Raw genomic sequence first — 21,355 nt, 5'->3', positions numbered from 1 at the left:
ATGCAGACCCGTCCGCGACGCACGTAGTGCGGAGTGGGAGCTGATGAGTCCTTTGTCACTAACGCGGAATGTGCGAGAACACGGATTCCAGATGCACCACTACCCGCAGCAGACCACGGTACCCGCTTAGCAGTAGCGGTTTGAGCCGCTTTCTCTTGCTTACTTCTCTTTGCGGCCGGCAAAGAGAAGTAAGTGCCGCCCCGCACAGGGGCAACGCTAATAAACCACTAACAATTCAAGGAAAGGCCAACGCCCTAAGATCACTGACAAAAAGCGCCGCGCAGGCAAACAACCCCAGCAAATCCCAACGCCGTAGGCAAACAACCAAACCGCCCCGCAGGGAAAAAAACCATAAACCCCAATTTCTATGTGACCATACCCAAACCCCAACCCGCACGGAGTGCAACAGAAAAATGCAACACCCTGACCCACTCCACCCCCTGCGCCCCTTCCTGAAAAACTTCGTGTGGGAACACGGCCACATCGGCACTCGCTACATCAACTGCGCCACCGGCGAAATCGCCTTCGATGATGGCAAAAAATCTCGCTTCGCAGCAGAAAAATACCTCTACGTCCCGCTCGACAAAGACACCACCGACGACCCGCTAGCCACCGGCCCCGCAACCCAGGACGCTGCCCTCGCGCGCTTCCTCCGCGCCGCGCAACTCGGCAAACCTGAAGAAGCCGGCTCCGCCGCGGAAGTCCAACGCGCCGTTCACGATTGCCTCGACCTGGCAATCTTCAGCGCCTACCAGCACGACGCGCTGCAAGCAGTCGACCACTACACGCAGGAAGCAATGTTCGACGACGAAATCCGCGCGGCGCTCGTCGACGATATTCGCCGGGTCTACACACCCATGCGCGAACAATTAGCGCTCTATGACTTCACCGTGCTACACGGTCTACCCACGCCGCTTCTCTTCAGCGATTCACCCTTCATCGACTGGCGCGTGCGCGTCAAGCCGGCCATGCCGTTCGTCTCGCTGCCCCTCGGTCCCTACGCATTGCTGGTCGGCACGCCGTCCGGAAGAACCAGTCGCGCCGCACCCGTCGCGTGGAAAACGGCCGTGTCGATGGGCGTGCTAAAAGATCACAATCGCCTGATGGCCGAGCGCGCCCGTCTGTGGATCGTAGCCACCAGCGACGATCAACTGGTGGCCATACAAGATCGCTTCAAGAAAGACGACGCGTAACCGGCCACAGCACTCCGCACACCTTCACGCCTCGCGGTGTGAATGCGCTTCAAGCGCAAGCGAAAATGCCAGATGGCCGATTTCGATGCCCATAGTGTTGATCATCGGCGGCGCATGAAACGCGCCCAGTTGCGCACGTTGCTCAGGGCTGCCGATATCAAGCCGCGCGAGCAGTTCAGCAACGATTGCATACAGCACGCCGATGTTGCCGTCCTCCACCTTCACCGCAATGCCGAGTGCGCCGTTGGCGCCAAGCTGCTCGGTTTGCCGGGACGCCCGCACGCCGATTGCGTAGCTGCCGTCTGCGCCGACCTTGCCGATCAGCGCGCCATCGAACGCCCGCATCAAGGCGGTACAGAAGCGCCCCTCACCTGCCACCCACTCCGGATGCGAGGCCATCGCACGATAGATGCGTGCGAGCGCGACCGTGCGTGGCGAAATGGAAGAAGCAATGGACGAAGAAGCCGCAGATGAAGCCGAAACCTCGTCCTCCGCAGCCGCGAGCTTCGCGAACAGTCGGGCGAGTCGATCGAGGGCGAACGCCGGCGTCGGCAGATTGCAACCGTCAATCGACCATTGCACCGCGTCGTCCGGCAAGTCGCATACCTCGGCGACGGTATGCTTCACGCGCACCTGTAGCGGATGCTCTGGCAGTTCATAACCCCGTATCGCCGCGCCGATCGAACGCGCCCCGGCCAGCATGCCGGCGTGCTTGCCCGAACAATTGCTGCACACCGCGTCCGGTTTGAAATCGCGCTTCAGCCAGTCGATGTACACGGCGTCGGACAGCGGGGGATGGCCGCCGCAACGCAGATCGGCTTCGCTGACCTGCGCCTTGGCCAGCATCTGCCTCGTCCGTTCGATGTGGCGCGGCTCGCTGCTGTGCGACGCACACATGAGCGCGAGATCCGTTTCGTCGAAACCGAATCGCTCGAGCGCGCCAGTCTCGACTACCGCCAAAGCCTGTGCCGGCTTTGCCGCGGAGCGTGCCAGCGTGATACGCGACGGATCACCGAATGAGTACAGCAGGCGGCCGTCTGCCTGAACCACCGCGACATGGGCGATATGTGTGTTCTCGATCGCTTCGCCGCGATAGACAGTCGCCGCAATCAGCCCGGTTTCACGCAAGGTCATGTTCGTTCTCCTCCTGATCGCGTCGGTCGTCGCGATCGTTATCAATCATGGTGACGCGAGCGATTCTACGTTCGTCTTTCGCTCAATCCAAATCTCCACGGGTCGGCCACGGCATGCAAGCGATTCGCACGACGCGGCGGACCACCGCTTAAGCAGCTTCGCGAATATGCTCGACAAGATAGTCGATCAGCGCCCTCACCTTCGGCGGCAAGAAGCGGTTCGGCGGATATAACAGCCACACCGACCCCACGTAAGCGCGCGCTTCGAGATTCCAGTCTGGCAGCACCCGCACGAGTTCGCCACTGAGCAATGCATCGGTGGCGGCAAACTCAGGCAGGTTCGCGATGCCGAAATCCTGCTGCGCGGCTTCGAGCCGCGCACCTGCATGATTGGCGATGTAACGCCCTTTCACGTCGACGGTTTGCGTCTCCGTGCCACGGCGAAAGCGCCAGCGGTTGTCGTCGGCAGTTTCGCCGAGGTAGATGCAATCGTGCTTGAGGAGATCGCGCGGTTGCGCCGGCGTGCCGTGCTCACGCAAATAAGCCGGCGATGCACCCAGCAGCCAGCGCACGGCCCCCAGCCTGCGTCCCGCGAGCCCTTGCGGCGGATGCTCGGTCAGACGGATCACCAGATCGACATCGTCGGCGAGCGGGTCGACGTCGTGATCGGTGAACAGCAGTTGCAGGTCGACTTCATCGTAGGCGCGCAGAAAGCCGGGAATCAGCGGATGAATCACGGTCTTAGCGAACGCGGTGGGCGCGCTCACGCACACTTTGCCTTGCGGCCGTGCGGCCAGTTGCCCGGCGGCATCCACCGCGCCCGAGGCGGCGCTCACCATGTCGCGGCAAAAACGCGCCACCTGGGCACCGGATTCCGTGACCCGCACCGTGCGCGTGGACCGTTCGAGCAGGCGTGTCGCCAATGCGTCCTCGAGCCGTTTGATCTGACGGCTGACCGTGGACGGCGTACTGCCGAGCTGACGTGCGGCGACCGAAAAATTGCCGGCATCGACGACGCGCGCGAAAACCGCCATGTCCGGCAGCAAGGCAAAAAGGTCGGTTGGGTTCATCGTCGGGCGCTCGTGGAGTTTGAGCCGATTGATGCATCTGAAACATAAATGCTATGCACAGCGACCCGATTATCGCCTTATAAGCAAAGTTCGACAATACGCGCTCATCTGCCTGAGGTCCGCCATGTCGAAACAAGAACGCCTGCTTCTGCTCTCCGATCTGATGCTGCTCGCGGTCGCCGTGGTATGGGGCACCAGTTACGGCGTCGTCAAAAGCGCCCTGGTGTTCTATCCGGTTCTAGGTTTGCTCGCGATCCGCTTCGGCATCACCTTCGTGATCCTGTCGCCCACCTTGCGTCATTTGCGCGCCACCGATGCCCGCACAATGCGCGGTGTGCTGATCGCGGGCGCGTTGCTTCTCGGTATCTTTCTCTGCGAAACCTTCGGTATTCTGCTGACGCGCGCGGCCAATGCGGCGTTTCTGATCAGCCTGTGCGTGGTGATGACGCCGCTCGTCGAATGGTGGCTGCTCAAGCGCAGGCCGACTCGCATCGAATGGGTGGCGGTCGCGCTTTCGCTGTTCGGTGCCTGGCTGCTGGCGGGGGATGGCGCGCTGAGTTTCAATCCCGGCGACGCGCTGATTCTGCTCGCCGCACTGCTGCGCGCGCTGAACGTGTGTGTGACTAAACGCGTGATGCGCGACTCCGCGTTGCCGCCTTTGTCGGTGACGGCAGTTCAGTCGGGCGTGGTGGCATTTGGCAGCGCAGCGGTGGCGGTGCTGTTTGTGCCGCAACAGTGGCAACCGGTGCCGTCGCTTGCTGGGCACGCCATCTTCTGGGGCTACATCGGCTATCTGGTGATCGCGTGTACGTTGTTCGCGTTCTTTGCACAGAACTTTGCGATCAAACGCAGTAGCCCCACGCGCGTGTCGTTGCTGATGGGCAGCGAGCCCGCCTTCGGCGCGCTGTTTGCGTGCGTCTGGTTAGGTGAACGGATTTCAACGGCGGCATGGATCGGCGGTGCGTTGATCGTTGCAGCATCGATTCTCGCGACGGTGCGATGGACCGCGTTGCGTGTGAGCGCGGCGGAGGCTTAGAGATTTTCCGAGGCCCGCTCCGATCGCTGCACACGCACCTTCCGATTAGCGCGACGCGACCGTGCCCCGTTCGCTCACCACCTCGCCATGCTGCAAGACATACGCGAGCCGCTCGCCCTGCCCGGTCAACACGCCGATATCCTTGAGCGGATTGCCGTCGACCACCAGTACGTCGGCAATTGCCCCTGCTTTGATGACACCTAGCTTGCCGCTGCGATCGACGATCTCGGCCGCGATCGTGGTGGCCGAACGCAATGCTTCCAGATTGCCGAGCACCTCGGCACGAATGCGCAATTCGTCGCTCTGGAACGTATGCATTTCGCCGAGCAGGTCCGATCCGAACCCCATCGGCACACCGGCGTTTGCATAGATCTGCAGCGAGTCGCGCCCCGCTTGCCGCACGGTCTCGACCTTGGCAATCGAATCGGCGGGCAAGCCGTAGTCGGCGCCGTGTTTGGCCAACGCATCGTAGGTGACCAGCGTGGGCACGACGAATGCGCCGTGCTCGCGCATCAGTTTTGCCGCGGCTTCGTCGACCAGATTGCCGTGCTCGATCGTGCGCACGCCACAGCGAATCGCACGCGAAATCGCGCGGCCGGTGTAAGCATGCGCCATCACGTATGTGTTGGCTGCTTCAGCTTCCGCGACGATCGCGCGGATTTCGTCCTCGGAGTATTGCGTGTTGCTGATCGGATCTGTCGGCGAAGCGACGCCGCCGGAGGCCATGATCTTGATCTGCGTCGCGCCCTTCTGAATCTCTTCACGCACTGCAAGCCGCACCGCGTCGACACCGTCGACCACTCGCGCAATCGCCCCGGCACGAAAGGCGCATGAACAGGGTTCGAGCACGTCACCGCGTGGACGGAAATCGCCGTGACCGCCGGTTTGCGACAACGCCTTGCCCGACGGGAAAATACGCGGCCCCGGGATCAACCCGCTCTCCAGCGCTTGCGTCAAACCCCAATCTGCGCCGCCCGCGTCACGCACCGTCGTAAAGCCGCGGCCGAGCATCGCCTTCAGGATCGGCAGCGCGCGAATCGCGGTGAGGATATTCGGCTGCGTCGCATTCACACCGAGGTTCGCGCGTGAAGCCAGTACGTGCACGTGACAATCGATCAGGCCGGGCATCACCGTCTTGCCGCGTGCGTCGATCACGCGTGCATTCGGCAGGTCGACAGGACGATCGGTGACTTCGACGATGCGGCCGTTTTCGATCACGACGTGATGATGTTCAAGCAACGCGCCCTGGGCCAGATCGAGTACGTTACCGCCGCTGATTACCGTAATGCTCATTGATATCTTCCTGACTGGATGAAGGAATCCGTCCGCCTTTCGCTCGCCGGACGCGCCGCCTCAGGCGTGGCTGCGGCGTGGATCGCGCACATAGAACGTGCCGATGAGACTGATGGTCGCGGCGATCATCACGTAGATTGCGGGTGCCATATTGCTACCCGTCGACGCAATCAGCCACGTGATGAAGAACGGCGCGAAGCCACCGAAAATCGTCACCGCGAAGTTGTACGCAACGGAGAGGCCCGTCGACAACACCTTGGTCGGGAACAGCTCGGAGAAAGCCGCGAGAATCGAACCGGTGTAGGTGGCGATCAGCAGGCCGAACACGCCCTGAAACACCATCAACGAAGCGAGCCCAGGCGCACGGTTGATGTAAGCGAACATCGGCCATGCAAGCAGCAGGATCAATACCGCTGCGCCGGACAGGAAGCGGCGGCGGCCGAAGCGGTCAGCGAGCTTGCCGACCACCGGCGAGAAACACATGATCATCACGCCACCGAACATGCCGGCACGAAAGCCCATCGATTGCGGCAGATGCAGCGTGCGCACCGAATACGTCGGCATATAGAACAGCAGCACGTAAGTGCAGACCGTCCACAGAATCACCATCGAAAAGCTCGCAAACGTCTCACGCGGAAAGCGGCGGAACACTTCCGCCAGCGGCGAATCGCTTTTGGCCTCTTCCGTTACGGCGCTAAACGCCGGTGTTTCGTCCATGCGGCTACGAATGAAATAGCCGACCGGTCCGATCAGAATGCCGATTAGGAACGGCATTCTCCAGCCCCACGAATGCAGCGCATCGGCACTCAGACTCGACGTCACGAAGGTGCCGACCCCGGCGCCCAGCAGCACGGCAAAGCCGATGCTCGACTGAATCCAGCTCGAATAGAATGCGCGCTTGCCCGCCGGCGCATATTCGGTAAGAAACGCGGTGGCGGTGCCCATTTCACCGCCGGCCGAAAAACCTTGCAGCAAGCGGGCGACCACGATCAGCACCGGCGCCCACAGACCGATCTGGTCATAGGTCGGCGCGAGACCGATGAGCGCGGTGCCGCCCGCCATCAGCAGAATGGTCAGCGAGAGCGCCGCTTTTCGTCCGACTTTATCCGCGTACACGCCGAGCACCATGCCGCCCACCGGCCGCATGAAAAAGCCCACGCCGAACGTCGCGACAGCAAGCAGCAACGAAGTGAGTTCACTGCCGGTCGGAAAGAACAGCTTGGCTATGATCACCGCGAAAAAACTATAAACGGTGAAGTCGAACCACTCGAGCCCGTTACCGAGCACAGTGGCGATAATGGCGCGGCGCCGCTGCTGCGCGAGCGAATCCACGGATATCGCGACGTTGGATGAAAGCGTTCCTTGCATGGTCTCTTTCCTTATCAGGCTGCTTGTGCGGCTAGTCGTGAAGCCGCTGCGTGGCTACGGGTTCGGCGAGCGTTTGCCAGCAAGGCGGCGTGTCGGAATCGAGCGGCGCCTTTGCATGCATAAAGCCGATCGTAGAGAGACCTGATTTGTTTTCGAAACGAAAGATTCGCATGCACGCATGCGCGTGGCGCATGCGAAATGCAGTCAGGCTGCGGGCGCGTTGCTCGTCTCCGCGGGTGTTTGCCCAGCCGTTTGCCCGCTTGTCTGCGCCTCTGCCTGCTCGAAAAGCCAGCGCGTAAAGAGGCGCGCCGCCTGGTTCTCCGCGCGGTCGTTCGGCGATACGACGTAGTACCCGCCACCGTGGCTCGCTGATGCTCGCGTGGCGCGCACCAGCAGCCCCTCGTTCAGACACGCATCGATCATGTGACGCCAGCCGAGCACGACGCCCTGGCCTAGAATCGCCATCTGCACGAGTTGCGGATAATGATTGACGACGACCGACTGCGGAGACGCAGGCATCTGCACATTGTTGAGACGGAACCATTCGGGCCACGACATCCATTGCCGCTGACCGTCTTCCTGCATCAGCAATGTTTCATGCACGAGATCGGCTGGCTCCAGCACGCGGCCGGCGAGATATCCGGGTGAACATACCGGGTACACGTCTTCGTCGAAAATGCGGCGGGCGGTGAAATGCGGCTCGGCACGCTGCCTGATGTAGTACATACCCACGTCGAATTCCGCGGGCGACAACGATGCGAGCCCGTCGCGCACGATCATCCGGATCTTCACGTTCGGATGGGCCGCGCGAAACGCACCCAGGCGCGGCGTAAGCCACAACACCGCCACGCCCGACGAACACGCGATCGTCAACTCCAGATCGCCGTATCGCTTCATCACATCGAGCGTCGCTTCCGAGCAATTGGCGAGCAGCCACTGCACATGCTTGGCGTAACGTTCGCCTGCGATCGTCAACCGTAGGGCGCGGTGCTCGCGTACGAAGAGCGAGCGGCCGAGGAAGTCTTCGAGTTGCGCGATCTGGCGGCTGACCGCGCTTTGCGTCAGATGCAGTTCCACGGCCGCTTTAGTGAAGCTGGCATGGCGCACGGCCGATTCGAATGCGATCAGACATTGAAGCGGGGGTAAAGGGGCGATCCGCATGATGAGGGTGGCCGAGTGAGGTTGCCACCATCATAGCGGGTCGAAGCGCGCGTCAAATTACGCGTGCGATGTAGCGTGTAACTGCGCGGCTTCGGCTTCAGCGCCACGATCAATGACTTGGCGCTAGCGCCTCTTCCCGTTCCAACGAGCGCGTATGCTTTAGTTCCGGAAAAAATCGCATCCACAGCAGCGCGACGGCAATCGTTGCGATGCCGCCCACCAGTACGGCCGGTTGCGTGCCCCACCACCCTGCCGTCACACCGGATTCGAATTCACCCAGTTGATTCGACGTCCCGATGAAAAGCGAATTGACTGCGCTGACACGACCCAGCATTTCGTCCGGCGTGCGCAGTTGCACGAGCGACAGGCGCACCACCACGCTGATGGTGTCCGATGCGCCCAGCACCATGAGCGCGAAGAGCGACAGGAAGAATTGATGCGACAGGCCGAAGACCACAGTCGCCGCACCAAACGCAATCACGCCGCCGAACATCGCAGTGCCGGGCCGGTTGCGCAGCGGGAAATGCGCGAGCCAGATGGTGCCCGCGAGCGCGCCGATGGCGGTGCCTGAGCGCAACAGGCCGAGACCGAGCGGCCCCGTGTGCAGGATGTCGCGCGCAAAAACCGGCAGCAGCGCTGTCGCGCCGCCGAACAGCACGGCGAAAAGGTCGAGCGACAGTGCGCCGAGTATGACAGGCTCCTTGCGGATGAAAGCGATACCCGAGAACACTGACTTGAGCGTCACCGGCGCGCGGCTCGCCAGCTTAGCCTGCAATGGGATGGCCCACACAGTGGCGGCGGCGGCCGCGAACGACAGCGTGCACGCGAGGTAGGCCACGCCCGGACCGATCCCGTACAGCAGGCCGCCCAATGCCGGACCTGCGATCTGGGCGGTTTGATTCGCGGAGGTGGCCCATGCCGTCGCTTTGGGCAATTGCCCGCGTGGCACGACGCCCGGCAACAGCGATGCAACCGCAGGCGACTCGAAGGCGCGGGCTGCGCCCACGCATGCGGCCAGAACGTAGATAATCGGCGCGCTGATCCAGCCACCGAAGGTGCCGAAGGCGAATAGCAATGCAGCGACGCTTTCGAGGCTTTGACAGATGGCCGCAATCCGGCGACGGTCGTAACGGTCGGCGACGTGACCAACCACGAGCGTCAGCACGAACATCGGCAGAAATTGGGCGAGGCCGACGAGACCCAGTGCGAAGGCGCTATGCGTGAGTGCGTAGATGTGCCAGCCCATTGCCACGGCGAGCATCTGGAACGACAGCGATGAGAGGATACGGGTACACCAGAAACGTTGGAATGCGGGGTATTTTGGCAAACTGAAGTTAGGGTCGCCGGCGGGGTCGGCTGGGGGTATGGGCATTGGTGTCTTGCTCTCTACTAGGCTGGCTGGGGCGGCAGGTAGTTTAGAGCAAGTTTGTTTATTTTATTTTTATGCATACGCGAGGCCTTTATGGGCTCTGCGTTCGGCTTTCAGGCGCGATCTGGACGTTCGATCCCGTGCACGAGTTATCATCTCGACCCTAGAGCGAATCGTCTAAGGTGATTCGTAATCCACTCGTAAGAAGCGTCTCTTGCACGCACGTATAACAACGCAAAATTACCGCTATGCGACAAGCGCTGCCAATTCAAATACAGCATTTCTCCCAGCGCTACCGCCCGTATATCGACGGTCTTCGGGCCATCGCCGTGTTTGCCGTGATTTTCTGTCATGCCGGCTTCAGCGGATTCAGCGGTGGATTTATCGGGGTCGACGTGTTTTTTACAATCTCCGGATTCGTAGTGGGAACGTCGATTCTCGGCGACTTGTCGCGTGGCACGTTCTCGCTCGCTGACTTTTACGCGAGACGCGCAAAGCGCCTCGCACCCGCGCTTTACGTGATGCTCGCGGCGATTTTTGTTTTCAGCATCCTGTTTTCATTCCCCGAAGACAGCTTTCAGCTCACTAAAAACATACTCGCTGTCGCGACAATGACATCGAATATCTTTTTATCGAAACAAACGGGCTATTTCGATGCGGCTGCGTCGGACCAGCCCCTGCTTCATACCTGGTCGCTATCCGTCGAAGAGCAGTTCTATCTTTGCCTTCCGATATTTCTCGCGTTGCTCTACCGGAAACGCAGAAGCTGGATCGTTCCGTCGCTCTGGCTCGTCACGGTCGTTTCGTTCGTCTGGGCGGTGCTTGCATTCCGGCATGGCGCGGCGTCAACCTATTACTTCGCGCACCTGCGCGCTTTCGAATTCCTGCTCGGCACATGGCTTGCGACGATCCAGGTCAATCGGCAGGTTTCGCGGTCCGCTGTTTTCGACGTGCTCACGCTGGTCGGCGTAGCGATTGTCCTCGCCGGCATTTTCGGTGTCAGTCGGACCTCGCAGTTTCCCGGCATGGGTGCCCTCGTCCCCTGTGGCGGCACGATGCTCATCATCGCCGCGGGCCGGCACTCGCGGGTCGCCGACGGGTTGATAGGCAACCGGGCGATGGTGCTGACCGGGAAAATCTCTTATCCGCTATACCTGTGGCACTGGCCGGTATTTTTTGCGCTGCGTCGACTCGACCTCGCCACGTCGCGGAACTACATGCTGGCAATCGGTGGGACCTATTTCCTTTCCTGGCTGACGTACCGCTATCTTGAGCGACGTGTCCGCGAATCGAAGCTTTCGACCCGATCGGCGATTCTTTACCTGCTGGCCGCACCGCTCTTGATCGCGGGCGCACTCGCGGCGACCGGCAAGCTCACGAATGGCTTCCTGTTTGCGTATCCCGCGAAGATCCGCAGCGACGTTCATTGGTCAGGCGATGCGTTGTTCGACATGCCCCGCGGTAAAGCGTGCTGGTCCAAGGTGGACGTCACCGAGGAGTCGGGCTGTCACCTCGGCGCGGCTGCCTCAACGGACAAAGCGATCCTGTGGGGCGATTCGCATGCCTATCACCTAATCTATTTCTTCGATCAACTGGGCAAGCAATACGATCTCCAGATTCACGACGTCGCGCTGACGCTGTGTCCACCGATCGAGCGTGAGCCCGCGCTTCCGGGCGATCCCACCTTGACGGAAGATCACCTGAAATGTGTCGCGCACGACAAGGCGGTCATGTCATACGTAATGTCACGGCCCGACATCAAAACGGTGTTTATGGCGGCGGCCTGGCAAAACTATCAAAACCTCTCAGTCAATCGCGATTCCGGTCCGAATGGCCACGGATTCACGCCATATCAATTTGACGCCGAATTCGCTTCGACGATCGGCAAGCTGACCGAGGCCGGCAAGCACGTCATCCTGATGGACGACGTACCGACGATCCCTACGAACCTGATCAACTGCGACTTCAAGAACGACCTGTTTATCCCTATCCACAAACAGGCGTGTGAGTTCAACGTGTCGAGAGCGACGGATGAACATGCACCTGTTGCGGCCATGCTTGAGAAACTGCGATCACAGTACCCCCAGGTCGACATTGTCCATACGCACGATGTGCCTTGTTCGGATACAAAGTGCACGCTCGATTTTGACGGACTCCCGATCTACCGGTACGACGACTATCACCACCTGAGCGTGGCTGGCAGCACGCTGCTGTACCCGCAATATCTGAAGAGACATCCCGGCGAACTGGACAAGATCCTGCGCTACAAATAAACGCGACACCGGCAAACTGAGTTTTGGCCGCAACCAGTTTGCCGATCTTACTGGTTGAGACGCCGCTCGGTGCGCTGGACGGGCGGGCAGATATAACCTGAAAATGGGCATTCGCGGGGTCGACTACGCTGACACCAGGTACGCAACCCACCGAAGTTTCCAGCAGGACCGGGATAAGCATTCAATCTCCAGGTCACCTACGCTGCCCCCACTGCCTCGAGAAACGACAGCAGCCTACGATTGCTCTCCTCGATACCGTAATGGTCCGCCCGTGTCCGAGCCTTGACGGCCAATGCCTCACGAGGCCCGATGTCCGTCAATAGCCGTTCCATCGCATCTGCCATCGCACGGATATCGCCCACCGGCACGAGAGTGCCTGCTTTCCCACCATCGAGAATCTCGCGCGGTCCGGTTGGGCAATCGGTCGCAACGATTGCCTTACCGATTGCCAAGGCTTCCAGCAACACCATCGGCATTCCTTCGTATTTAGAACTCAGGACCAGTAACGAGGCGCGCGCCACGATGGGGTGCGGATTGTCCTGATGGCCCACGAAATGCACCCGTTCACGTACGTCCAGTTCGCGCGCGAGGCTCTGAAGTTCCTCGAGATATGCGCCGTTTCCGACGATAACAAGGTGCTCCTCAACGGCACCACGCCGCGCCAGTTCAGCATACGCGCGCAATAGCGTTCGATGATCTTTCTGAACTTCATCGAGGCGCGCGACGGAAACGATGTAGGGTGCGCCATTGGGCGTCAACTGAATGTCGTCGTGGCACGCTGAGGCGCGCTCGCGGATCGATTCGATATCAATGGCGTTCGGTAAGACAATTACTCTCTCCAGCTTCCCGTCGAAAATCCGCGCCGCCTCGTCAGCCATATGTTGGTTCAACGCGGCAACGCCGTGATAGCGCCGGTACTGGGTTAGCAGACGCTGGATCTTGCGGGGCCTGCCGCCGAGGCGCGCGTCGAAGCTGAAGTGATTGACGCCCAGCCACGCAACGTCGAAGCGGCCGGACAGCCGACGCAAAGACATGTCGAAATCGACGATAACGTCCACGCCATGCGCAAGCTGCGCCGCCCGCTTTGCCACATGCGGCCGAACCGCCAATGTGTTGTGGACGTCACGCGCGATGCGCCCCAATTTGCCGAGACGCCGCTCGTATCGCTTCGACTGGAAATACCTGAGCCACGGACGATCCACCAGGATCTCCACGTCCACATCGGGCGGAATCAGCATGCGAAAGCGATTTTCCCATGCCGGCGACGTGTGCATCACAGACAGCGAGACTTTGAAGCGGGTTCGATCAAGAATCCTCAGCCACTGGATCAGCGAAGATTCAATACCGCCGTCGTTGAAATCCGTGACGTGGAAAAGGACACGGATACGTCCGTCGTTTTTCGATTGAGACTTGCTATTGAACATAAACTTTTGTTTCTTAAGGTTCTCGGAACGGAGGCCCGTACCCGAGCCTCCGCCAAGCGTCGCGTTGGCTGAGGTCTCCGCGCCAGTTGCGGATTTCCCCTGCAACTGGGCGTTGTTGCATAAATCAGTCTGTCGAACGAACTGACGTATACGCGCAACAGCGCTTGCGGTGTTCGACGCAGCGTACACCCTCTGACGGACGACCGCTTACTCGGCCTTCGCGGAACTCGCCGAATCGGTTTGAGCCGTCGGCGCGGAAGCCTCTTTCGGCGGAGCTTCTTCCTTGATCTCATAGGACGGGTCGCGCACCCAACGGCTCAGGTCCTTGCTGATCACAATGGTCGTGCGATCCAGAATCGAACAACTTCCTTTGAACGCACCCCACATGCCGCCGACCGACCAGCGGTTGATCTTGGTGTGACGGATGACCTTGCCGTCTTCAATCAGATCCGCACTCACAGTCGTAGCCTTGGGGCCGCTCCACGCGCCGCCGCCGACGCCCAGTACGTGGGTGATCTGCAATCTGAGAATCTTTGCGCCGCCCGCGTCGGCTTGCGATGCGATGGTGCCGTCGCCGGTTCTGTTGATCTTGCGGAGCACCTCGCCGACGTGGTTCGTGAGCATGTCTTCGATGTGACATTCGTTTTTGATCTGGTCGACGACGCTGGCGTCCGGTGCGTAGGTGACTGGGGTTTCCAGCAAAACCTGACTGGCAGCGAAGGCCGAGGTCGTTGAGAGGCAGAGAGCGGCGAGGAGGAGTTTTTTCATAGTATGAGGTCTTCTAGCGTTGTGGTTTGGTATGGAGTTTCGGTTGGTGTGGTGGGATCGAATGCATCAAGCGCTTCAAGTGACACGAAGGCTATCGCTCCATGACGTCGCCGGCCCCATGCATCCGTGCGTACTTCATTCGAAGCTGAAGCGGAGGTCCTTGACAATCTGTTCGTTACCCCACTTGAACGAACAAACGCGAGCCACCTCGACCCTGACCGTTTTTGATCCCGTGGTCTGCTTTTCACTGACAGGCACGCATCCGCCCTGAATGGTCACAATTGGGGTGCCTTGGTTCGACAGCGGGAATTCGATGCCCGCGTCCTCGGGAATCGTGTGGGTGAGCGAGACATTTTCAATGTAGTCGTCGGGCGCGGAAAGAATCACGGCGTTGTCGACTGATAGCGTGTAGTAGTCGTGCTGAAACGGCACCTCAGTGATACAGATCTTCGAGGTGTGCTGACCAATAGTTTGTGTCTGGCATTTGGGCGCTGCAGCGAATGCTGGTAGCGCGCCAAGCAGGAGGGAGAGAGCAAAGAGGTTTTTCATATAAGCTTGGTTTTCAGGAAAATGGTGAAGTACGTCCAGCGAAGACGGTTCGTACCGCCGGTGTTCTGCTGAATCAGGTCTTGCAGCGCCCGCGAAGGCGTCGCGAGCATCGACGGATCCTGCACAAGATAGTTACCCAAACTGTCGCTTACCGTCTTCATGCCGGTCGTGTCGTAGACCGCGGTGGCCGGGGTGTTCGCGTTCAACGGCACCACGACGCCCGTCGCGACAATCTCTCCGTACTGGCTGTTGTTGGCCGCACGCATCGCGCTCTCAATCTGACCCGCTGTAATCGGCGATTCATCTGGGTTCGTGATACCTTGAGCTGCCGCATTCGCGGCTATCTGTTGTGCCTTGGTCTTTTCTTGTGGGTGCAACTGCCGGGTATACAGGTTCGACCGGCGTTTACTGAGCGTCCAGTTGAAAAACTGGAAAATCGTCAGGAAAAACGTTCTTCTCTGGAACGATGTGCAGGATCATCAGCTTCGCTATTTCCGCTTCTTCTTCTCGGGTTAATGCTACAAGACGGACATTGCAATTTGTGCCGCCGACCGATTTGTTGGCCGCTAAGGTGACGAAAATGTCCTCGCCGCCACGCCACCACTGAATCCCCAGCGGCAATTTTTCTTCTTGAATGGTCTGCAGAGAATCGGCGTCGATCTGACGACACTCCCCTTCGCCATTCCAAACATGACACATCCCCGACTGAGGATTCTTCATTGAGAAATTTCGCTGATCGAACAAATGCTTCAACTTCTCAAGCAATTGCGTTGCAGATCCATTTGTCCAAGCTGTGTAGGTAAAGGAAGCCATATCGTTCAGTTAAGGAATTGGTTTCACAAAATTCGAACCGAGTACTTTTGTTGCGGCATTGATAACTGACTGCGGTGTGCCTTCCGCGTAGTAGAAGTAAGCGTCGCAAAGCTGTTCGCCGCCTTGATCGTGCCGCTGTTGGTGACCGTTTGCGCGTTCTGCAGATCGATGTTCGTCGCCGCGATAACCGGGCCGTTATACGTATTGTTCGAAACCCCAACGACGGTCGGCGCGATATTGACGGTTTGATGGCCATTTGCAGCGGTTGAAATCTTGATTGCCGTTCCACCGTCGACCGATATGCCAAATGCATATATACCGCACGGCACGGCAATAAGCGCGGCGACAATCAACCTGATATGAAATTGACGCAGACGCAGACTCCCGTGGCCTGCGCTGCTTCCCCGTGTGCGGCTAGACATTCCTGTTTTCACGCAACTGTTCGTTGCGGGTTCTCTTGGTCGATTCGTTCAATACGCGCGACTTCTGCGGTCGCAGAATTCGTAAGACGAATAACGACATTACTAACGAGTTCTTTAGAAATATTTGGAAATATTTTTATTACGTTTTGTTTTCATTCATGGCGTGCATTTTGTGGAAGTCCGCTGGGATCCCGGCATTTCACGCCTGCGCGTGGCGCGGGTCGTCAGTGCAATAGACGTCGGCAAGGTGGTCAATCCGCTCGCGGCGCGCAATCAGGTGGAATAGTGAGTTACCGTCCAACCTTCCGCTGCGCCATGTACGCAAGATAAGCGATGATCAGATCGATCTCGCGATCGCTCAGTTGCTCCTGCGGGAAAGCGGGCATGGTCCGGCCGGGCCAGTCTCGAACCGATGCCGGATTGCGAATGTAGCGGCGCAATGCAGCGGGCTGGAAGTATTCGACTGGATTCATCGGCACGTTGAGGTCGGGGCCGGTGTCCGCACTGCCCGCATGGTTGAGCCGATGACAGGCAAGACACTGGGTGATGAACAGGCTTTGGCCCGCGCGAACCGGATCGGTTGCCGGCAGCATCGGATCGACGCCGAGCACCGGCCAACGCGCGGATGGCGAGGGTTGCGTAGCAAGTTGCGCGATCTGGTAAGGCCACTGTTCGCTGCGCACGGATGCCGCTTCGCTGCCGATCCATACCAGGTAGAACGGTCCGGCGCTGACCGGCTTGCCCGGCAGCTTCGGCCACGGCTGCGCCGGGTCCTCGACAGCGAGCCATGCGACGGCTTTCGCGGGATCACGATTGCGCACGAGGTCCATCGGCAATTGCGCGGCGAAACCGTCGGTCGCACGTGCCTCGAGCACGCTGTCCGTCGGCAATGTCGCGCCGCCGAGCAGGTCGGCCAGCGGCACTGCGCGATAGGTCGTCGACGTACCGTAGGCCACATCTACCGGAACGTGAATCTCAGCAGCATCCGGACGCGCCAGCAACGCCCCTTGGCTAAACGACTGGGTCTTGCCGCCTATCCTGAGTTCGATCATGGACTGCGCGATCGCACACTGCCCGATCACGCCGAGCGTCAGGAGCAAAACCGCAAACAACACCCGCTTCGACATTTGTCCTCCGTGCATTGTTGTTGCCGACGGCGTCAGAGGCAAAATCGCCAAAGTCGTCGGGAAAGGCAAGCCGCCCTTCGTTTTAAAACTCTCAGTATCCGCCCAAGTACCAAGCGAATTGTATTCGCCTGGACGGTATACGTCGGACATAAACGTAGCGGTGAAGAAAACGTCTGCAAGAACAGCCACACGGAAAAACATCGCGCTTCAGCCGGGCCACCGTTTTTTCATGCCGACCGATCTCAACGATGCCCGCGTGCAATCGTAAGAAGCTTTTTGCTACGTCCTCAACGAGTAATGAAAGTCACTTGATAGTCGTCGTGAGAGGTTGACGTTGATAAAAGGGATCTTGCCCAGCACCGCGAAGCGGAGAAACCAGACGCGGCAGCGGCACTCGGGAACGCATCAGAACTGGGCGGTCAGCTGGAATCCCAACGTGACGCGCGCTGTATTGAAGGTGGCTGGCTTGTACAACGGTGTCCCTGCGAACACGTCATAACCGAGCGCACCGAAATGGCTCGACACACTGCCGCGCAAACCGACGACGGCGCCCGCGAGCTGCGTGCCTGCCAGGAATGCCGTGTTGGGACCGAACACGTGACCGTAGTCAATCCCTGCGTACACGAACTGCCCCGTCTGTCCAATCGGAACCTGCAGCTCGTTGCGCCAGTAGAAGCCACGTTCGGCCGCGAGCATCGTCTCACCGTCGAAACCGCGCACGGTGTAGCGGCTGCCGATGGTCAGGTCGTCAATATAGTTCAGCGTGTCGTTGGTGAACTGCCCATGAATGGTCGTCACGTAACGCAGGTTCTGGTTCGCGATCGCAAACGGCACCGAGAGGTTTGCGTCAAGCACCGCCATGTGAAAACGGTACGTCGGACCGTCGCCCGACGTGTCGGGCATCGCACCTAGCCAGCCGATGCCCTGCCGGTACGCGAGTGTGCCGTCGAACTGCGCCGCCCCGAAGTAGTGACGGTCGGTCAGTCCTGCTTCGACGAACGTGTTGTCGCGGTGCTGCTGCGGAATTTCGGTGTCTTCGATGAAGCTGGCGCCCCAACGTTTGGTCAGTTGGGCCTCGAAGCCGAACACGTCGTCCTGGCTGCGGCGAAGCACGCGCGTGAGCCTGAGTCCTGCCGTCTGCGAATTGCCGCTCGAGACGAAAGTCTGGTTCGCACCCGCGATCTGCTGGTAGTAGGTGTTGGAGTTAGCCGATAGCGTGGCAGTCCAGTAACCCCACGGGATCGAATACGAACCGTTCCAGCCGTGCGAACCCAGGCGCTTATCCCCGAATTCAAGATCCTGATTCGCCCCGACGTTGAATATGTCGTTCAGCCCGAGCGGGTTGTCGATGCCAAGCGACAGATTCCCTTGCAGTTTGCCCGTCGCGCGTTGGCCGGAGTTGTCGATCGAGGCGACGGCCGTCCACGGCTTCGTGCGCTTCACGGTAATCACGACATCACTCTCACCAGGCGTTTCGGTCGGCACGACCTGCATATCAACGTCCTGACTCGCGACGCGCTTCATCTGCTCAAGCCCCTGTTCAAGATCGCGCAGGTTGAGCAGGTCGCCGCCGCGTGCCGGAAATGCCGACTTCCACGTGCCACGCGTCGCGGCGTCGGCAAAGCGTAATTGGTGAATGACACCGGGCACGAGCGAGAGGCGCAACGTTCCTTTCGACAGGTCCTGCTCCGGGACAAGCACGCGCGTGGTGATGTAGCCTCGGCTGAGAATCACCTGCGAGAGGCCCTTGACGATCAGATCCACCCCCTGTTTGCCGACGCATTGACCGCTATAGTGATCAAGCCATTCACGGGCAAAGGCAAAACGGTCCTGCGGCACCGCCGAGTCACCTTGCGCACGAACGGCATCGGGCAACGTCGCCGGTACGTCCAGGACGAATGACTGGATGCGGAAGCACGGCGTCTCGGTCGGCAGATCAGGCCAGCCCGTGGCATTGGGTGTGCCTGATCGGACGGCAGGCGCATTGACGGTCTGAGCGCGTTCTTGCGCCTGACGCTGCTGCTCGATAAGTTGCTGTTGCTGTGCCGCGCTGCGTGCGGCATTTGCGAAATCGGGCGAAGGCGGCGACGTTTGCGCCGAAGCGCCGAAAGCTGTCACCGTCAGTCCTGCCGACAGTGCTATCGCAACGCGTAAGTGTTGCATTGGTCTTTTTCTCTACTGGTTATTATTGATCTGACTGCTTGGCGCTTTTCACGGCCCCCGTTTTGTCGCGGCCTCTGCGTCGGACGACGGACATTTAGGTGCGTAATGCGTTTGCACGGGTTCGTCCAGTCCACTGGCATCGATGTGGTGAACCTCGATCGAACAGCCATGTGACTTGCGTCCTTCTTCCTGCAAGGCCAAGTACACGTCGTAATCCTGCCCAGCGATCGGCGTGAAGGTCATCTCGTGCGGCTTGCAGGCCCACGAATAGCCACCGTACTTGCTGCTGCCTACGTCACCGGCTGTACTCAGCGATAACGTGATCGGCTGCCCAGCCGGAACGACGTATTCCCGGATCATGTCCTTGAAACGCAGACCCTCGATCCGCATCCATGGTCGGGGACTCTGTGGCATGCCAATCACAACGCTGCGTGACGAGTATTTGTAGCGCGCCCAGAAACCGTCGTCGACGCTGACCCGCTGCGGGTCGCCCTGCCAACCATTCGAATAGCACGCACCCACTCTGAACGAAGCAGCTTGCAGGTCATTGCCCGACTGGATACGCACACGAGCCGAAACTTGCGGCTGATAGTCTGGAGCCGCAGTTGTGACGTAATGTGAGGGTGTGCAACCGGCAGTGAGGGCGAAGATGCCGCCTGCCGTCAGAACACGGATGAAGAGTGACAAGTTACGTGTCATCGTGCTTCCACAATTTTCAATAGCTCCCCCGATGCGACAGATAAAGTACCGTTGAAATCCAACCCCTCGTACTGCGCGAAAACGACGGTCATTGCCTCGTCATTGATGCCGCTCACTCACATGAAACGCCCTCTCGCCACTGAGTTTTTGGGTCCGTTTTCCATGCCAAAGTCTCTTCCACTCAGAGACTGATGCCATAGCTGCGCGACCTTTGCGCTTCCGTCGGGTGCAATTGACGGCTATACAGATCCGAATTATTTTCCTTCGAGCAAGATGCCTAGTCGTACGAAGAACGCCGCAAGGGAGCCTGGAACAAAATATAGCAAAAAGACCATTCCGAATGATCGATGGTGAAAATCAAGGGTCCGCTCGGTAACCAAAATCATAATTGCCGTTCCGACGACGCCAGCAAAGATCAGCTTGATTGTTAGCCATAACCATCCAAGCAAGAAGACTCTTATGACTGTCTTTGTCATTTCTTTGTCTTAGCAGTGGGTGGAGATAGCGCACTCGTCGCACCGTTATAGCCACCGCTCAGCATTTCCTGGACGCCATCTGCAGCGATTGGATTAAACCATTTGAAAAAGCCACGCCAACAGCAGAACAGCGATTAGGCGCAAGTGAATACATAAAACGACCAAATATATTCGCTCAGCACTGTCAATAGTCGACAACGATCAATGCCTGCACCCCACGCATGTCGATGACCGAGGAGATCTTCCCCCACGAAAACGCCCACCCCAAAGAAGCCGGAGATGTTTCAAGGACACTCTTCCCGAAACATGCGACCATCAGAAATTCATCATGAAACTTCTTTCTTGCTTTTTCGTTTCCTATGTCCCAAGCGTCAGGATCAACGCCATCGGCGTTAAGACACTGAAGCCAAATTTGCTTTAACCGTTCACGAAAAAAAATCGCGCCCACCCCCCAAGTTCTCTGCCCGGAAATGTGGGCACCGATGCTTAGCTGGGTATGGTCTGGTGTCGCCGGCGACCGCTTCGTTGAGACAGAGCGTTCAAGCTGCGCGATTGTCGTCGCACACGAGACTTCAAATCCGTCATCGAACCTTACTTTCCCGGATTGAAGATCGATCATGGCTTTACTCCTGGTATCTTGCTGACAAACGGAATCGCTCTGACTCGTTCTGGCTCGCCCGCGGACGGGTTGTCGTACACGGTACCCGCATTAGCGACATTCACGGTCGCAATCGAATCCGGTGTTATCGAGTTGCCTTTGACACCCGCCAGCCACAACATATCGGCCATCTGTTGTACGGTGCACTGGCCATTGCTCGAGCCTGCCAGCTTCCTAGCAAGGGCCTCCTTCTTGCCAGGAAGCTGGCGGTTGTACATGTTAGTCATCCTTGCGCCCGAATCTCGCGCGGAGCGGGAATTTGTCCGGCCAAAACCAGTTACCAAGCACGATAAAAAAGGAAACTAGGCCAGCCAGTAGCACAAGTTCGCCGAGCAAAGACAACACATCGCGGAACGAAAG

The 21,355-nt window shown here is 59.2% G+C and carries 21 protein-coding genes; 4 read left to right on the top strand and 17 right to left on the bottom strand.

Annotation, left to right across the window (positions count from 1 at the left end; translation table 11 throughout):
- Positions 1-413 precede the first annotated feature (413 nt).
- Positions 414-1,193 (top strand): hypothetical protein, encoded by a 780-nt coding sequence (locus FSO04_RS31760; protein WP_154565557.1) that lies wholly within the window; start codon positions 414-416, stop codon positions 1,191-1,193.
- 24 nt (positions 1,194-1,217) lie between these two features.
- Here FSO04_RS31760 and FSO04_RS31755 read toward each other — a convergent pair whose 3' ends face one another.
- Both FSO04_RS31755 and FSO04_RS31750 read right to left on the bottom strand, forming a co-directional pair.
- A complete protein-coding gene (locus FSO04_RS31755; RefSeq protein WP_154565555.1) occupies positions 1,218-2,327 on the bottom strand; it encodes an asparaginase in 1,110 nt (369 codons plus the stop codon).
- 148 nt (positions 2,328-2,475) lie between these two features.
- Positions 2,476-3,396, bottom strand: coding sequence for a LysR family transcriptional regulator (locus FSO04_RS31750; RefSeq protein WP_154565554.1), 921 nt, complete (start codon positions 3,394-3,396; stop codon positions 2,476-2,478).
- Positions 3,397-3,520: 124 nt separating this feature from the next.
- Here FSO04_RS31750 and FSO04_RS31745 point away from each other — a divergent pair, with 124 nt between their 5' ends.
- Positions 3,521-4,432: a DMT family transporter gene (locus FSO04_RS31745; RefSeq protein WP_154565553.1), complete on the top strand. Its 912-nt coding sequence runs from the start codon at positions 3,521-3,523 to the stop codon at positions 4,430-4,432.
- A 45-nt stretch (positions 4,433-4,477) separates the two neighbouring features.
- Here the strand turns inward: FSO04_RS31745 and FSO04_RS31740 are convergent, their stop codons facing one another.
- The 4 genes from FSO04_RS31740 to FSO04_RS31725 form a co-directional block, all read right to left on the bottom strand.
- Entirely contained in the window at positions 4,478-5,725 is a 1,248-nt protein-coding gene (locus FSO04_RS31740; protein ID WP_154565552.1) for a metal-dependent hydrolase family protein, read from the bottom strand.
- 60 nt (positions 5,726-5,785) lie between these two features.
- Positions 5,786-7,093 carry an MFS transporter gene (locus FSO04_RS31735; RefSeq protein WP_154565551.1) on the bottom strand — a complete coding sequence of 436 codons (1,308 nt, stop codon included), beginning with the start codon at positions 7,091-7,093 and terminating at the stop codon, positions 5,786-5,788.
- Between the two features lie 204 nt (positions 7,094-7,297).
- On the bottom strand, positions 7,298-8,254 hold the full coding sequence (locus FSO04_RS31730) for a LysR substrate-binding domain-containing protein (protein WP_154565550.1): 957 nt from the start codon (positions 8,252-8,254) through the stop codon (positions 7,298-7,300).
- A 109-nt stretch (positions 8,255-8,363) separates the two neighbouring features.
- On the bottom strand, positions 8,364-9,626 hold the full coding sequence (locus FSO04_RS31725; RefSeq protein WP_154565549.1) for an MFS transporter: 1,263 nt from the start codon (positions 9,624-9,626) through the stop codon (positions 8,364-8,366).
- A gap of 245 nt (positions 9,627-9,871) precedes the next feature.
- Between FSO04_RS31725 and FSO04_RS31720 the strand changes: the two genes are divergently transcribed.
- Positions 9,872-11,896, top strand: a complete 2,025-nt coding sequence (locus FSO04_RS31720) for an acyltransferase family protein (RefSeq protein ID WP_154565548.1) — start codon at positions 9,872-9,874, stop codon at positions 11,894-11,896.
- 197 nt (positions 11,897-12,093) lie between these two features.
- On the opposite strand, the gene FSO04_RS31715 is transcribed toward FSO04_RS31720, so the two are convergent.
- The 6 genes from FSO04_RS31715 to FSO04_RS31690 form a co-directional block, all read right to left on the bottom strand.
- Positions 12,094-13,320 carry a glycosyltransferase gene (locus FSO04_RS31715; protein WP_154565556.1) on the bottom strand — a complete coding sequence of 409 codons (1,227 nt, stop codon included), beginning with the start codon at positions 13,318-13,320 and terminating at the stop codon, positions 12,094-12,096.
- Positions 13,321-13,527: 207 nt separating this feature from the next.
- Positions 13,528-14,088 (bottom strand): hypothetical protein, encoded by a 561-nt coding sequence (locus FSO04_RS31710; RefSeq protein ID WP_154565547.1) that lies wholly within the window; start codon positions 14,086-14,088, stop codon positions 13,528-13,530.
- Between the two features lie 135 nt (positions 14,089-14,223).
- Positions 14,224-14,637 (bottom strand): hypothetical protein, encoded by a 414-nt coding sequence (locus FSO04_RS31705; RefSeq protein WP_154565546.1) that lies wholly within the window; start codon positions 14,635-14,637, stop codon positions 14,224-14,226.
- Positions 14,634-14,903: a hypothetical protein gene (locus tag FSO04_RS31700; RefSeq protein ID WP_154565545.1), complete on the bottom strand. Its 270-nt coding sequence runs from the start codon at positions 14,901-14,903 to the stop codon at positions 14,634-14,636. Before FSO04_RS31700 ends, FSO04_RS31705 begins: the two co-directional genes overlap by 4 nt.
- Before the next feature lie 139 nt (positions 14,904-15,042).
- Positions 15,043-15,450 carry a hypothetical protein gene (locus tag FSO04_RS31695; protein ID WP_154565544.1) on the bottom strand — a complete coding sequence of 136 codons (408 nt, stop codon included), beginning with the start codon at positions 15,448-15,450 and terminating at the stop codon, positions 15,043-15,045.
- Positions 15,451-15,473: 23 nt separating this feature from the next.
- A complete protein-coding gene (locus tag FSO04_RS31690) occupies positions 15,474-15,884 on the bottom strand; it encodes a hypothetical protein (RefSeq protein WP_154565543.1) in 411 nt (136 codons plus the stop codon).
- Positions 15,885-15,996: 112 nt separating this feature from the next.
- Here FSO04_RS31690 and FSO04_RS31685 point away from each other — a divergent pair, with 112 nt between their 5' ends.
- Positions 15,997-16,158: a molybdopterin cofactor-binding domain-containing protein gene (locus FSO04_RS31685; protein ID WP_266261334.1), complete on the top strand. Its 162-nt coding sequence runs from the start codon at positions 15,997-15,999 to the stop codon at positions 16,156-16,158.
- Between the two features lie 4 nt (positions 16,159-16,162).
- Here the strand turns inward: FSO04_RS31685 and FSO04_RS31680 are convergent, their stop codons facing one another.
- The 5 genes from FSO04_RS31680 to FSO04_RS31660 all read right to left on the bottom strand — a co-directional run bounded on the left by FSO04_RS31680 (position 16,163) and on the right by FSO04_RS31660 (position 21,213).
- Positions 16,163-16,999, bottom strand: coding sequence for a c-type cytochrome (locus tag FSO04_RS31680; protein ID WP_154565542.1), 837 nt, complete (start codon positions 16,997-16,999; stop codon positions 16,163-16,165).
- 405 nt (positions 17,000-17,404) lie between these two features.
- Positions 17,405-19,162 carry a ShlB/FhaC/HecB family hemolysin secretion/activation protein gene (locus FSO04_RS31675; RefSeq protein WP_154565541.1) on the bottom strand — a complete coding sequence of 586 codons (1,758 nt, stop codon included), beginning with the start codon at positions 19,160-19,162 and terminating at the stop codon, positions 17,405-17,407.
- Positions 19,163-19,210: 48 nt separating this feature from the next.
- Positions 19,211-19,861 carry a hypothetical protein gene (locus FSO04_RS31670; RefSeq protein WP_154565540.1) on the bottom strand — a complete coding sequence of 217 codons (651 nt, stop codon included), beginning with the start codon at positions 19,859-19,861 and terminating at the stop codon, positions 19,211-19,213.
- A 660-nt stretch (positions 19,862-20,521) separates the two neighbouring features.
- On the bottom strand, positions 20,522-20,956 hold the full coding sequence (locus FSO04_RS31665; RefSeq protein ID WP_154565539.1) for a hypothetical protein: 435 nt from the start codon (positions 20,954-20,956) through the stop codon (positions 20,522-20,524).
- Positions 20,953-21,213 (bottom strand): hypothetical protein, encoded by a 261-nt coding sequence (locus FSO04_RS31660; RefSeq protein WP_154565538.1) that lies wholly within the window; start codon positions 21,211-21,213, stop codon positions 20,953-20,955. The genes FSO04_RS31665 and FSO04_RS31660 overlap by 4 nt, the downstream gene beginning before the upstream one ends.
- Between the last annotated feature and the right edge of the window lie 142 nt (positions 21,214-21,355).

The organism is Paraburkholderia madseniana, assembly GCF_009690905.1.
GTDB lineage: Bacteria > Pseudomonadota > Gammaproteobacteria > Burkholderiales > Burkholderiaceae > Paraburkholderia > Paraburkholderia madseniana.
This window is presented reverse-complemented; position numbering and strand designations above follow the sequence as displayed.